This window comes from Micromonospora sp. ABR4_055, from assembly GCF_056160425.1.
The window spans coordinates 1-14146 of record NZ_JBSWXD010000166.1 but is presented as its reverse complement, the minus strand read 5'-3'; the positions used below and the strand labels follow the sequence as shown (position 1 = coordinate 14146).

The window sequence follows — 14146 nt, the reverse complement described above, 5'->3', positions numbered from 1 at the left end:
CGCGGGGCGCGGTCGCGCTCCCGCTGCCCGACCAGGACGTCGAACCAGCCGGCCACGGCTGGCGACTGGTGCTGCGTCAACCGCTGCCGATCGAGGAGCACAACGCCCAGATCTCGCTGCTCACCGGAATGGCTGCCGCCGACATCATGCTGCGGGCCGGCGTCGGTCTGCTGCGTACCATGCCGGCACCGCAACCGGCGGCGGTGACCCGGCTGCAGGCGGCGGCCCGTGCCCTGGGTGTCTGGTGGCCGCCGGGCGCAGCCGTCGGTGAGGTCACCGCCGGAGTAGACGCGGCACAGCCGCGCGGCGCCGCGTTCCTGGACCACGCCGCCGAGCTGCTGCGCGGTGCCCGGTACACCGCGTTCGCCGGCCAGCCGCCGGCAGAATCCGGCCACGGCGGGGTCGGTGCCCCGTACGCCCACGTCACCGCGCCGTTGCGGCGGCTGGCCGACCGGTACGCCACGGAGGTCTGCCTGGCGGTGACCGCTGGCCGGGAGGTACCCCCGTCGGTCGCCGAGGCGCTGCCCCGGCTGCCGGAGGTGATGGCCGGTACCGACCGGACCGCCGGTGCGGCGGCCCGCGCCGCGATCGACTTGACCGAGGCGGTGCTGTTGGCGAACCGGGTCGGTGCGGAGTTCGACGTTGCGGTGCTGGACGCCGACCCGGGCACCGCGAAGCGGGCGCCGCGCGGCACCGTCGCCCTCGACGAGCCGGCGGTGATCGCCCGCTGCACTGGCGCTCCACCGGTCGGCGAACGGGTCCGGGTCCGGCTGGTCACCGCCGACCCGGCCAGCCGGCGGGTGATCTTCCGGTACCCGGCCGACGAGCCTGGACCGGTCCCCGTCGCGGACGGCGGCTGACCACATCTCGGAGCAGGTGGTGGCCGGTGCGGAACCGGGTGGTGGTCGACGTCACGGTCCGGTCCCGTGCGGCCGTCCGGTGGGTGAGGATGAGCGGATGGGATATGACGCCAGCACACTGCCCGACGTCTCCGGCCTCACGGTCGGCATTATCGGCGGCACCGGCGACCAGGGACGGGGCCTGGCGTACCGGCTCGCCCGCGCCGGTCAGCCGGTCCGCATCGGGTCCCGCGACGGTACCCGGGCCGCCGCCGCGGCCAAGGAGATCGCCGCGTTGCCCGGGGTCGCGGCCGGGGTGATCAGCGGCGGCGGCAACGACGAGGTGGCCGGCGGGTCCGACTTGGTGATCATCGCGGTGCCGTGGGAGGGTCACGAGGCGACCGTCGCCGCACTGCGCGACCCGCTCGCCGGCAAGATCGTGGTCGACTGTGTGAACCCGCTCGGCTTCGACAAGCAGGGCCCGTACCCGTTGCCGGTGGCACAGGGCAGCGCCGCACAGCAGGCCGCGGCGCTGCTGCCCGACTCGCGGGTCTGCGCCGCCTTCAACCACCTGAGCGCGCCGTTGCTGGCCGACCCGAAGATCGAGCGGATCGACCTGGACGTCCTGATCTGCGCCGAGGACCGGGAGGCGGCGGCGGTCGTCGCCGCGCTCGCCGCCCGGATCCCGGACATGCGGGGCATCTACGCCGGCCGGCTGCGCAACGCGCACCAGATCGAGGCGTTCACCGCCAACCTGATCGCCATCAACCGCCGGTACAAGGCGCATTCCGGGGTGCGGGTCACCGATCTGTGAGCTCCGCCCAGTCCCGGCGGATCTCGCGATCCGCCGGGCCGGACGGTGACGGCGGTCGGTCAGAAGGTGTGTGCGGCGGTGGGGAACCGGCCGGCACGGACGTCGTCTGCGTACCGGCGGGTCGCGTCGGCGAGCACCCCGGCGAGGTCGGCGTAGGGCTTCACGAACCGCGGGGTCGGGCCGGACCGCATGCCGGACATGTCCTGCCAGACCAGCACCTGCGCGTCGGTCTCCGGGCCGGCGCCGATGCCGACCGTCGGCACCGGCAGGTCGTGGGTGATCCGCTTGGCGACCACCCCCGGCACCATCTCCAGCACCACGGCGAACGCGCCGGCCTCGGCGACCGCGTGGGCGTCGGCGATCACCTTGTCGGCGGCGTCGCCACGGCCCTGCACCCGGTAGCCGCCGATGGTGTGCTCCCGCTGCGGAGTGAAGCCGACGTGCGCCATCACCGGGATGCCGGCCCCGGTCAGCGCGGCGATCTGGTCGGCGACCCGCCGGCCGCCCTCGAGTTTGACCGCGCCGCAGCCGCCTTCCTTCATGAACCGTACGGCGGTGCGCAGCGCCTGCGTCGGCCCCTCCTCGTAGGAGCCGAACGGCAGATCGCCGACGACCAGCGCGCCCCGGGTGGCCCGGACCACGGCCCGGACCAGCGGCAGCAGTTCGTCGACGGTGACCGGCACGGTGGTCTCGTGGCCGAACACATTGTTCGCCGCGGAGTCGCCGACCAGCAGCACCGGGATGCCGGCCCGGTCGAAGATCGCGGCGGTGTACTGGTCGTACGAGGTGAGCATGGCCCACCGTTCGCCGCGTTCCTTGGCGGCGGCCAGGTCACGGGTGCGGACCCGGCGGCTGACCGGTCCGCCGTACAGTGCGACGGCCTCGGCCGGCGTGGCGGGATCGGCCGGCTCGGTGGACGTGGCTGACTGGCTGGGCCCGGCGCCCGGCGTGGATCGGGACATCGTCGTCTCCTCTCACCCTCGTGGCCGCGGTCGCGGTCCCCGGGGTACGTCCCGATGGTGCCACCGGTGGCACCGGCGCGGAGAGGCTTCAGTGCAGGAATTCACACCTCACCCGGCACCCGGTGGGTCTCATCCGTCGCCGGGCTCCCGCCACCGGTTGGTGATCGGCAGCCGTCGATCGCGGCCGAATGCCTTGATCGATATCTTGGTGCCGGGTGCCGACTGCCGCCGCTTGTATTCGGCGAGGTCCACCATCCGCAGCACCCGGTCGACCAGCGCCGGATCGTGCCCGGCGGCGACCAGGTCGTCGCGGCCGGCATCGCCGTCGATGTAGCCGGTGAGCACCCCGTCGAGGAGCGCGTAGTCGGGCAGCGAGTCGGTGTCGAGCTGACCGGGCCGCAGCTCCGCGCTGGGTGGTTTGGCGATCGAGTTCTCCGGGATCGGTGGTTCGTCGCCGCGTCGCACGGCGTCGTCGTTGCGCCACCGGGCCAGCGTCCACACCAGCGACTTCCAGACGTCCTTGATCGGGTTGAAGCCGCCGACCGAGTCGCCGTACAGGGTGGAGTAGCCGACCGCCAGTTCGCTCTTGTTGCCGGTGGTCAGCACCAGGTGGCCCTCCTGGTTGGACAGTGCCATCAGGATCACCCCGCGTACCCGGGCCTGCAGGTTCTCCACGGCCAGCCCGGAGAGCGAGATGTTGGCCAGGAACGGGTCCACCATCGGTTGGATCGGCTCGATCCGGTAGTCCAGGCCGGTCCGTTTGGCCAGTTCGGCGGCGTCGGCCCGGGAGTGTTCAGAGGAGAACTGACTGGGCAGCGAGACGCCGACGACCCGGTCCGGGCCGAGCGCGTCCACCGCGATCGCAGCCACCACCGCCGAGTCGATCCCGCCGGACAGCCCCAGCACCACCGAGGAGAAGCCGTTCTTGCGGACGTAGTCGCGCAGCCCGAGCACCAGCGCCGACCAGATCTCCGCCTCGGTCGGCAGCGGCTCGGCGACCCCGCCGCTGACCGGCCCACCCGTCGGGTCGACCGGCCGGTCACCGACCGCCACCCGGTCGACGGTCATCCGGTCCGGGCCGTCCGGGGTCTCCGGGGTGGCCGTCGCGTCGGCGGTCTCCGGGGTCGCGGCGCGGTCCTGCGCCGGGGCGTCCGCGGCCGGCAGCGTCAGGTCGTGCAGCAGCAGATGCTCGACGAACTGCGGCGCGCGGGCCAGCAGTGTGCCGTCCGCGGCGACGATCATGGAGTCGCCGTCGAAGACCAGTTCGTCCTGGCCGCCGACCAGGTTGACGTACGCCACGGTGGCGCCGGCCTCGGCGGCCCGCCGCCGCACCAGTGGCAGCCGGGCGTCGTCCTTGTCCAGCTCGTACGGCGACCCGTTGACCGTGACGACCAGGCCGACGCCGGCGCGGCGGGCGGCGGTGAACGGTCCGCCGGCCTGCCACAGGTCCTCGCAGATGGTCAACGCCACGTCGACCCCGCCGACGCGCACGACGGTCAACGCGGTGCCCGGCACGAAGTAGCGGTCCTCGTCGAAGACGCCGTAGTTGGGCAGGTGGTGTTTGAAGTAGGTGGCCGCCACGGTGCCGCCGTGCAACACGGCGAGGGCGTTGCGCGGACCCCGGCCGGGGTCGGCCTCGGCGCTGATCGCGGCCGGCCCGTCGGCGTCGAGGTAGCCGACCAGCACGGGTACGTCGCCGAACCCGTCGGCGGCCAGGTCGGCGGCGAGTTGCCCGACGCCGGACCGGGCGGCGGCGACGAACGACTCCCGGAACACCAGGTCCTCCACCGGGTAGCCGGTGAGCATCATCTCCGGGAACACGACCAGTTGCCCGCCGGCGTCCACCGCCGTACGGGTGTAGTCGCGGACCAGTCGGGCGTTGCCCGGTAGATCGCCAACGGTGGGGTTGACCTGGGCGAGGGCGATGCGCAGCGTCGGCATGTCGCTATCTTCCCCCAGCGCGACTCCGACCACCCCGCCGGTCGCAGACGCATTGCGGTGGGGACCGGTCAGGTGACTGTGCGGACATGCCCCGGTGCGCCCCGGTGATCGTGGTCTAATATCCCCTTCGTGACGATTGGTAGCAAAGAGCCGGAATGGTATGGACTGTCGGCTGGCCCCGCCAGGTGCGCGACCGGAGCGGTCCCGTAACGTCGGTGTAACGAGGTCGGTAAAGACTGGGCAGCTCAGGTGGGAGCCGACAGCACCTGGTCCTGCGCTGGAGGGCAGCAGCGCGGAGAATGGAACCGGTCCGGGCAGACCAGTGTCACGAGGGGTAGACGTGGACCGTCAGCAGGAGTTCGTGCTCCGTACTCTGGAAGAGCGCGACATCCGTTTCGTTCGGTTGTGGTTCACCGACGTGCTCGGCACGCTCAAGAGCGTCTCGGTCGCGCCGGCGGAGCTTGAGGCAGCATTCGAAGAAGGCATCGGCTTCGATGGCTCCGCCATCGAAGGGTTCGCCCGGGTCTTCGAGTCCGACATGGTCGCCATGCCGGATCCCACCACATTTCAGGTTTTCCCGTTCGAGGGCGGCGTCAGCGGCGAGAGCGCCCGGATGTTCTGCGACATCCTGCTGCCCGACGGTACGCCGTCCTGGGCTGATCCCCGGCACGTGCTGCGCCGGGCGTTGTCCCGGGCCGCCGACAAGGGCTTCACCTTCTACACCCATCCCGAGATCGAGTTCTTCCTGCTGGAGAACAGCCCGGCCGACGGGTCCACCCCGGTGCCGGTCGACTCCGGCGGCTACTTCGACCACACCACCCACGCGGTGGCCCGTGACTTCCGCCGCCAGGCGGTGCTCGCCCTGGAGCGGATCGGCATCTCGGTCGAGTTCAGCCACCACGAGGTGGCTCCCGGCCAGCAGGAGATCGACCTGCGCTACGCCGACGCGTTGACCACCGCCGACAACATCATGACCTTCCGCCACGTGGTCAAGGAGGTCGCCCTGTCGCACGGCGTCGCGGCGACCTTCATGCCCAAGCCCTTCACCGACCAGCCGGGCAGCGGGATGCACACCCACCTGTCGCTGTTCGAGGGCGAGCGCAACGCCTTCCACGACGCCGGCGATCCGATGAAGATCTCCAAGGTCGCCAAGGCGTTCATCGCCGGACTGCTGGTGCACGCCCGCGAGTACACCGCGGTCACCAACCAGTGGGTCAACTCCTACAAGCGGCTGTTCCCGCAGGCGCTGCCGGACCGGATCACCGAGTCCCCGGCGTACGTGTGCTGGGGGCACCTGAACCGGTCCGCGCTGGTGCGGGTTCCCGCGTACGGCAAGCCGAACTCGGCCCGGGTCGAGGTCCGCTCGCTGGACTCGGCGACCAACCCGTACCTGGCCTTCGCGGTGATGCTCGGCGCCGGCCTCAAGGGCATCGAGGAGGGCTACGAGCTGCCGCCGGGCTCCGAGGACGACGTGTCGGCGCTGTCCGCCGCCGAGCGCAAGGCGATGGGGTACGAGTCGCTGCCGGAGAACCTCTCCGAGGCCATCGAGGTGATGGCCAGCTCGGAGCTGATCGCCGAGGTGCTCGGCGAGCACGTCTTCGACTTCTTCCTGCGCAACAAGCGCTCCGAATGGGAGCAGTACCGCCGCGAGGTCACCCCGTACGAGCGTCGCCGCTACCTCGGCGCGCTCTGAGCAGGCTGGCGCCGCCACGCTATCGTCCCTCCCGACACTCGCCGCCCCCGCGGCGACCCGATCGGGAGGAACGTGCGTGCTGGAGGATCTGCTCACCGGAGCTTGGCAGAGCATCGTCTTCGGAGCGGTCGGCGTCGCTCTGATGGCGGCCGGCTTCGTGGTGGTCGACTGGCTCACCCCTGGGAAGTTGCGCGAGCTGATCTGGGTTCAGCGCAACGGCAACGCGGCGCTGCTGCTCGCCGCCAACCAGCTCGGCGTCGCCGGCATCGTCTTCACCGCGATCCTGACGAGCTACCCGTCGTTCACCAAAGGGCTCGCCTCGACAGTCCTCTTCGGACTGATCGGGCTCGGCATCATGGCGTTGGCCTTCGCCGTGCTCGACTGGCTGACCCCCGGCCGGCTCGGCGCGGTGGTCTGCTCCGACGAGCCGCACCCCGCCGCCCGGGTCAGCGCCGCGTCGCACTTCGGCGCCGCCCTGATCGTCTGCGCCTGCATCGCCTGAGCCGGCTCGTCGTCCCCGGCCGCCGCCGGCCGGCGCGAAGACGATCCTGGCGCCGGAGCAACCCCGCGAAGGGCGTTCCGGCGCCAGGACCTTTCGGGGGCGGGATCGGGTCAGGTGCCGTCCGGCGACTCGGCGGCGTTCGGCTCCTCGTCCGTACCGCCCATCGGGCCGCCACGGCCCGGACCACCGCCGCGTCCGGGGCCGGCGAGCACCCCTTCCTCGTACGCCTTGAGCGCCGCGTCGGCCTCGGCCCGGGTGAGCTTCCCATCGGCGACCGCCGCGTCGAGCCGCTCCTGCAGCGCGGCCTGCCGGTCGGCCGTCCCCTCCGGCCGATCTCCGCGTTCGGGCCGGTCGCCGGCCCGCTCCTCACGGACCTTCTCCAGGGCGGCGGTGACGTCGTCGGCGGAGACGCCGAGTTCCGCGGCCAGCGCCTCAGCCAACTCGGTCGTCTTCGCCGCCCGGCGCTCCTCGCCGGTCGATCCGTCGGCGCTGGCACTTGCACTCGGCTCGGCGCCCTCCTGCGCGAAGGCGATGGTCGGCGCCGCGATCCCGACGCTGAGCACGCCCGCCGCAGCCAGGCCGGCGAGCGCCCGCTTCCTCGTGATCCTTCTGGACAAGTCGACCTCCGGATGTCGTCTCGGTGTGGTGCGATGACCTGACCGACGGTGCCCGGCCGCCCTCAACGCAACCCGTGCCGAAGCTGTCAGTGGGCTGAGAGTCCGGCCAGCTCAGGTCAGCGCACGGCGGGGGAGACCGTGAGGGTGCCGGCGGCGGCGTCGAGGGTGGCTGGTACGCCGAGGCCGACGGTGCGTGGGGTCTGCCCGTGCCCGAGCGGCAGCCCACCGAGCACCGGTACACCGAGGTCGCCCAGCCGCTCGCCCAGCACCTGCGCGACGTCCACCCCGTGCCGGTCGGCACAGTCGGTGAACTGGCCGACCGCGACCCCGGCCAGGTGCTCCAGCGCACCGGCCCGGCGCAGCTGGGTGAGCAGCCGGTCCACCCGGTACGGCGGCTCACCGATCTCCTCGATCAGCAGGATCGCCCCGGTCAGGTCCGGCAGGTCGGCGGTGCCCACCGAGGCCGCGAGCACGGTCAGGTTGCCGCCGAGCAGGGTGCCGTCGGCCCGACCCGGCACCAGCACCGCCGCGCCGGCCTCGTCCGGCGACCGGGTGAGCACCGTCGGCACCGGCTCCATCAGCGCCCGGCGCAGCGACCCGGCGGACACCGCCGGGGTCCGCTCGTCGTCCCATGCCGCCACCGGCCCGTGCAGCGTCGCCAACCGGGCACCCCGCCACAGCGCCAGGTGCAGCGCGGTGATGTCCGAGTAGCCGCAGACCACCTTCGGATCCCGGCGTACCGCCGCCATGTCCAGCAGGTCCACCACCCGCTGGGTGCCGTAGCCGCCCCGGGCGCAGACGACGCCCCGTACCGCCGGATCGGCGAACGCCTCGGCGAGATCGGCGGCCCGCTGCCGGTCGGTGCCGGCCAGGAAACCGTGCCGGCCCAGCGCGTGCCGGCCCAACCGGGGCCGCAGGCCCCAGGCAGCCAGCACGGCCATCCCCCGCTCGACCGGCTCCGCTGCGACCGGCCCACCCGGGGCCACGATCCGGACCTCGTCACCGGGTCGCAGCGCGGGCGGGTGCAGCGTCGGAGCGCCAGGTCGGACCGGCTCAGCCGCTGGGGAACGCGGCTCGCCACCTCGGCGGTCGGCCGGTCGCGGGTCGGTCACCGGCGCGAGACTACGCGAGGTTCCCGGTCCGAGCGAGCAGATCTGGTCCCGGTCCGAGCGAGCAGATTTTACGAGTACGCAACCGCGAGCACGCAGGCACCACCTACGGTCACCGCCCCGGCCGATTGGATAGCCTCGACACGTGGGCAGCGCTCTGGTGATCGAGAACGACCCGACCGACGACCTGCGACGGCTGGGGGAGTGGCTCGCCGAAGCCGGCCTGCCGATCGAGGTGTGCCGCCCGTACGCCGACGACCCGGTCCCGGCCGACCTGGCCGACCGACCGGCGGTGATCGTCCTCGGTGGCCGTCCGTCCGCAGTCGGTCCGGACCCGGCCGCCAGCTGGCTGCCTGCGGTCGAAGGGCTGCTGCGCAAGGCCGTCCGCCACCGGATCCCGACCCTCGGCATCGGGCTCGGTGCCCACCTGCTCGCCACCGCGCACGCCGGCACCGTCGAACGCAGCGCCGCCGGCCCGGAGATCGGGCCCGCGCTGGTCGGCAAGCGCGACGCCGCCGCCACCGACCCGCTGTTCCGGTTTGTGCCCCTCGCACCCGACGTGCTGCAGTGGCACGTCGACGAGATCACCGAGCTGCCCCACGGCGCGGTGCTGCTCGCCGCCTCCACGCACTACCCCCACCAGGCATTCCGCCTCGGTGACCGGGCCTGGGGGCTGCAGTTCCACATCGAGTGCGACCGGGACATGGTCAGCACCTGGGCGGCTGGGTCCACCATCCTGACCGAGCTGCGCCTGCCCGCCGACGTGGTCGTCGACGCCTGCGTCGAGGTGCTCGGTGACATCGAGGAGGTCTGGCAACCGTTCGCCGTCCGGTTCGCCGCGCTCGCCCTCGGCCAGCTGCCCGACTCGGACATCCCCCGGACCCTTCCGCTGCTCGGCAGTTAGGCCCCCGATGACCAGACCGACCAGTGCCACCGGCCGGCTCGCCCGGTACGGCTTCGACGTCAGCGGTACAGACACCGTCCGGGCCGCCGACCTGCTCGGCCCCGACGGGCTCGGGTTGTGGCAGGTGCAGGCGCAGCAGCCGGTCGACCCGCCGGCCGCCGAACTGTTGACCGCGCTGTCCCGGGCCGCCGACCCCGATCTGGCGCTGCGTCAGCTGCACCGGCTCGTCGAGGCGCAGCGGCGCGACGCCGCCACCGGCAACGACGACACCGGCAACGGCACCGGTGGCGCCGGTGCCGGCGGGTCGCCGGTGCTCGACGCCCTGCACGCCGACCCGGGGCTACGTCGGCGGCTGATCGCCGTCCTCGGTGCCTCGTCCAGTCTCGGCGACCATCTGGTCGCCAACCCGGACCAGTGGTCGGTGCTCGCCACCGAGAACGGAGTGGCCCCCGCCGCCGACGGTGTCCTCGACGTCGCCCCGGCCATCACCGATGCCGACGCCGCGTCGACCCCGCTGGTCGGCGCGGCGGCAGTCACCGCGCTGCGCCGGGCGTACCGGTTGGCCCTACTGCGGATCGCGGCGGCCGACCTGACCGGCGGGCGGTGTCTCGAACAGACCATGGCGGCGTTGTCCGCGCTGGCCGACGCGACCCTGTCCGCCGCGTACGCCATCGCCGTCGCCGAGCTGCCCGACGGCAGCGATCCGCCCGGCCTCGCCGTGGTGGCGATGGGCAAGTGCGGCGGCGACGAGCTGAACTACGTCTCCGACGTGGACGTGATCTTCGTCGCCGCCGACGACGCCGACCTGACGGTCGCCACCACCGTCGCCACCCGGTTGATCCACATCTGCGGGTTGGTGGCCTGGCCGGTGGACGCCGCACTGCGCCCGGAAGGCAACCGGGGGCCGTTGGTCCGTACCCTCGCCAGCCACCTCGCCTACTACCAGCGGTGGGCCCGGACCTGGGAGTTCCAGGCGTTACTCAAGGCCCGGCCGGCGGCCGGCGACCGTGACCTCGCGCAGGAGTGGATTCGGCTGCTGTCGCCGCTGGTCTGGCACGCCGCCGAGCGTCCGGAGGCGGTCGAGGACGTGCGGGCCATGCGCCGCCGGATCATCGAGAACGTCCCGCCCCGCGAGCTGGAACGCGAGATCAAACGCGGCCCCGGCGGGCTGCGCGACATCGAGTTCGCCGTCCAGCTGCTGCAGCTGGTGCATGGTCGGGTCGACGAGACGCTGCGGGCCCCCGGCACGCTGCCCACCCTGCGGGCCCTGGTCGCCGGCGGGTACGTCGGCCGCGCCGACGGCGAGGCGTTGCTGCGTGGCTACCGGTTCCTGCGCGGTGTCGAGCACCGGCTGCAACTGCAGGGGCTGCGCCGTACCCACACCGTGCCGGCCGACCCGGTGGCGCTGCGCTGGCTCGCCCAGGCCCTCGGCTACGCCTCGACCCCCGAAACCGACGTCGTCGAGGCGTTCCGGGCCGACTGGGTCAGTCACGCCACCGAGGTACGCCGCCTGCATGCCAAACTGCTCTACCGGCCGCTGCTCGAATCCGTCGCCCGGGTGCCGGCCGAGTCGCTGCGGATGACCCCGCAGGCCGCCCGGCGTCGGCTCGAGGTGCTGGGCTTCGCCGACCCGGCCGGGGCGCTGCGGCACCTGGAGGCCCTCACCGGCGGCGTCTCCCGGACCGCCGCCATCCAGCGCACGTTGCTACCGGTGCTGCTGCAGGAGTTCGCCGACGCCCCCCAGCCGGACCGAGGGCTGCTGAGCTACCGGCAGGTGTCCGACAAGCTCGGCAGCACCCCCTGGTATCTGCGGCTGCTGCGCGACGAAGGCCTGGTAGCCGGCCGGCTCGCCCGCACTCTCGGGCTGTCCCGGTACGCAGCCGACCTGCTGGCCCGCGAGCCCGAGGCGCTGCGGATGCTGGCGTCCGACGCCGAGCTCACCCCGCGCGACGCGGCGGTGCTGCGCACCGGCTTCGACGCCGCCGCGGCCCGCCACCTCGGCAGCGGTGGCGGCGAGCCGCCGGATCCGGTCCAGGCGGTCCGCGCCGTGCGGGCCCTGCGCCGCCGCGAACTGCTCCGGCTGGCCTGCGCCGACGTGCTCAACCGGGCCGGCGCTCTGGCCCCGGCCCGGGAGGCCCGGGGCCGGCTCGAAGTGGCCGCCGTCGGTGCCGGGCTGTCCGCCGTGGCCGACGCCACGCTCGCCGCCGCGCTGCGGGTCGCGGTCGAGACCGTGCCGCCGCCGGGCGGTCTGCGGTTCGCGATCATCGGCATGGGCCGCCTCGGCGGGTACGAGATGAGCTACTCCTCCGACGCCGACGTGCTCTTCGTCTACGACCCGCCGCCCGGCCTCGCCGACGACGAGGCCAGCGCGGCCGCCCGCGCGGTCGCCGAGGAGCTGCGCCGACTGCTCGGCATGCCGGCCCCCGACCCGCCGCTCGGGGTGGACGCCGACCTGCGCCCCGAGGGCCGGCAGGGGCCGCTGGTGCGCAGCCTCGCGGCGTACGCCCAGTACTACGCCCGGTGGGCGAAGGTGTGGGAGGCGCAGGCGCTGCTGCGGGCCCGGTTCGTCTGCGGCGACCCGTCGCTGGGCGAGGAGTTCGTCGCCGTCGCCGACCCGGTCCGCTACCCGGCCGGCGGGTTGAGCCGGGAGCAGGTCGTCGAGATCCGCCGGATCAAGGCCCGGGTGGAGACCGAACGACTGCCGCGCGGCGCCGACCCGGCCACCCATACCAAGCTCGGCCGGGGCGGGCTCGCCGACGTCGAATGGGCGGTGCAGCTGACCCAGCTGCGGCACGGGCACGCGGTGCCGGCGCTGCGTGACACCCGTACCCTGGTCGCGCTGGCTGCGGCCCGTGACGCCGACCTGGTCGACCGGGCCGACGCGACCGCGCTGCGCGACGGTTGGGTCCTCGCCTCCCGGGTCCGCGACGCGTTGATGCTGGTCCGGGGCCGGGCCACCGACCAGCTGCCCCGGCACGGTGCCGAGCTGGCCGGGGTGGTCCGGTTGCTCGGCGGCACCGACCCCGGCCAGTTCCTAGACGACTACCTGCGGACCGCCCGCCGCTGCCGGGCCGCGGCGGAGCGGGTCCTCGGTGCCTGACCGCTGCGGCGAGCCCGGGACGCGGTACCACCTCATCCGCTACGTCGGCCTGGCCGGCGCGGTCGCCCTCGCGGTCGCCGCCGGCCTGGGCGGCGCGCTGCCCGAACCACCGGCCGCCGGCTGGGCGGTCTTCACCAGCGGAACCGGCGTGCTCAGCGTGCTCGCCTGGGCCGCCGGCACCGGCGCGATGACGTGGGCCTGGTGGTCGGCCCAGCACGGCGTGCCGTCGGTACAGTGGGCGTTGACCACCGTCGGCCTCTGGGTGGTGCCGCTGCTGGTGGCACCGCCGCTGGGCAGCCGGGATGCCTACTCGTACGCCTGCCAGGGCTGGATCCTGCGCGACGGCGGCGACCCGTACGCCGGGGTGACCGGGCAGGGCTGTCCCTGGGTCGACGCGGTCGCCCCGCTGTGGCGCGACACCCCGGCCCCGTACGGGCCGCTGTTCGTCTGGCTCGCCGGGCTGGCGGTGGCGGTCGGTGCCGGCCTGACCGGCGCCCTGCTGGCGTTGCGGTTGACCGCCGTGGCCGGGCTGGTGCTGGTGGCGGTTGCGCTGCCCGGCCTGGCCGCCAGGTGCGGCCTGCCGGCCGGCCGGGCGCTGTGGTTGACCGTCGGCTGCCCGGTGGTGCTCATCCACCTGGTGTCGGGGGCGCACAACGACGCGTTGATGGTCGGCCTGCTGGTCGCGGCGCTGTGGGTGATCGCCGCCGGATCGGCCCGCCGGCCCGCGATGGCGGCCGTCGCCGGCGGGCTGCTGCTCGGGCTGGCCGTCGCGGTGAAGGCGACCGCGCTGGTGGTGGTGCCGTTCGCGGCGGCACTCGCGGTGGCCGGGCCGCGCCGCCCGGCCGCCCTGGTGCGGGCCGGGGCGCTGGTGGTGGCGGGGGTGGTCGGCGCGGTCACAGCCACCACCGTGCTGTCCGGGCTCGGCCTGGGCTGGGTGGACGGGCTGACCCACAGCGGCGACTCGCGGCAGTGGATTTCGCCGCCGACCGCCGTCGGGCTGCTGATCGACTACCTGGGGCGGCTGTTCGGGGTGCGACTGGACGCGGTCGGGCCGGCCCGCGCGGTGGGCCTGGCGCTGCTCGCCGGCTTCCTGATGTGGCTGTGGTGGCGGGTGTGGCGTGGCGGTGGACCGTTGGCCGGCTGGCGGGGCCCGGACAGTCGTGCCGTGCCGGTGGCGGACTCCGTCGGCCCACCGCAGACCTGGGACCGGGGGACCGTGGTGTTCGGGGCGGGGCTGGCGTTGGCCGCCACGGTGCTTGCCGCGCCGGTCGTCTACCCGTGGTACCTCAGCTGGCCGTTGGCGCTGCTGGCCGGTGCCGCGTACCGCACCGGGTGGTTTCTGGTGCCGGTGGCGGTCGCCGGTTTCCTGGTCCTGCCGGACGGCACGGGGGTCGCCGCGCTCACCAAGGCGCCGGGCACGGTCGCCATGTGCGCCCTGATCGTGGTGCTGGTGGTGCGGGCGGTCCGGTCCGCCCGGCGCCCCGGGGCGAGCTGACGGGCGGCTGGAGGAGGTCCGGGCAACGAAACGGCGGTGGGGGGGGGGAGAAGAGCCCACCCCCCCCCCCCCCCCCCCCCCCCCCCCCCCCCCCACCCCACCCCCCCCCCCCCCCCCCCCCCCCCCCCCCCCCCCCCCCCCCCCCCCCCCCCCCCCCCCCCCCCCCCCCC

Annotated in this window: 10 protein-coding genes and 2 pseudogenes; 8 read left to right on the top strand and 4 right to left on the bottom strand. The window is 74.1% G+C overall.

Annotated features, from left to right (window positions below; genetic code table 11):
• A pseudogene (locus tag ACXAHD_RS27320) lies at positions 1-860 on the top strand (RNB domain-containing ribonuclease); the annotation flags it as partial.
• A 97-nt stretch (positions 861-957) separates the two neighbouring features.
• Positions 958-1653, top strand: a complete 696-nt coding sequence (npdG, locus tag ACXAHD_RS27315; RefSeq protein ID WP_281550790.1) for an NADPH-dependent F420 reductase — start codon at positions 958-960, stop codon at positions 1651-1653.
• 59 nt (positions 1654-1712) lie between these two features.
• Here the strand turns inward: npdG and panB are convergent, their stop codons facing one another.
• Complete coding sequence (gene panB / locus ACXAHD_RS27310) at positions 1713-2615, bottom strand: 3-methyl-2-oxobutanoate hydroxymethyltransferase (protein ID WP_281550789.1); 903 nt, start codon at positions 2613-2615, stop codon at positions 1713-1715.
• A gap of 129 nt (positions 2616-2744) precedes the next feature.
• On the bottom strand, positions 2745-4556 hold the full coding sequence (locus tag ACXAHD_RS27305) for an NAD+ synthase (RefSeq protein WP_281550788.1): 1812 nt from the start codon (positions 4554-4556) through the stop codon (positions 2745-2747).
• A gap of 340 nt (positions 4557-4896) precedes the next feature.
• Here ACXAHD_RS27305 and glnA point away from each other — a divergent pair, with 340 nt between their 5' ends.
• Positions 4897-6249: a type I glutamate--ammonia ligase gene (gene glnA, locus ACXAHD_RS27300; protein ID WP_123602782.1), complete on the top strand. Its 1353-nt coding sequence runs from the start codon at positions 4897-4899 to the stop codon at positions 6247-6249.
• 76 nt (positions 6250-6325) lie between these two features.
• Positions 6326-6751, top strand: coding sequence for a DUF350 domain-containing protein (locus tag ACXAHD_RS27295; RefSeq protein ID WP_281550787.1), 426 nt, complete (start codon positions 6326-6328; stop codon positions 6749-6751).
• 110 nt (positions 6752-6861) lie between these two features.
• On the opposite strand, the gene ACXAHD_RS27290 is transcribed toward ACXAHD_RS27295, so the two are convergent.
• The gene (locus ACXAHD_RS27290; protein ID WP_281550786.1) at positions 6862-7368 is read right to left on the bottom strand and encodes a hypothetical protein; all 507 of its coding nucleotides are present in this window, start codon (positions 7366-7368) and stop codon (positions 6862-6864) included.
• A 116-nt stretch (positions 7369-7484) separates the two neighbouring features.
• Positions 7485-8396, bottom strand: coding sequence for a S66 peptidase family protein (locus ACXAHD_RS27285; protein WP_281555644.1), 912 nt, complete (start codon positions 8394-8396; stop codon positions 7485-7487).
• A gap of 226 nt (positions 8397-8622) precedes the next feature.
• Between ACXAHD_RS27285 and ACXAHD_RS27280 the strand changes: the two genes are divergently transcribed.
• The 4 genes and pseudogenes from ACXAHD_RS27280 to ACXAHD_RS27265 form a co-directional block, all read left to right on the top strand.
• Positions 8623-9381, top strand: a complete 759-nt coding sequence (locus ACXAHD_RS27280; RefSeq protein ID WP_281550785.1) for a type 1 glutamine amidotransferase — start codon at positions 8623-8625, stop codon at positions 9379-9381.
• A 7-nt stretch (positions 9382-9388) separates the two neighbouring features.
• The gene (locus ACXAHD_RS27275) at positions 9389-12481 is read left to right on the top strand and encodes a bifunctional [glutamine synthetase] adenylyltransferase/[glutamine synthetase]-adenylyl-L-tyrosine phosphorylase (protein ID WP_281550784.1); all 3093 of its coding nucleotides are present in this window, start codon (positions 9389-9391) and stop codon (positions 12479-12481) included.
• Positions 12474-13976 (top strand): polyprenol phosphomannose-dependent alpha 1,6 mannosyltransferase MptB, encoded by a 1503-nt coding sequence (gene mptB, locus ACXAHD_RS27270; RefSeq protein WP_281550783.1) that lies wholly within the window; start codon positions 12474-12476, stop codon positions 13974-13976. Before ACXAHD_RS27275 ends, mptB begins: the two co-directional genes overlap by 8 nt.
• Positions 13910-14146, top strand: a pseudogene (locus tag ACXAHD_RS27265) (hypothetical protein); the annotation flags it as partial. The gene mptB and the pseudogene ACXAHD_RS27265, both read left to right, overlap by 67 nt.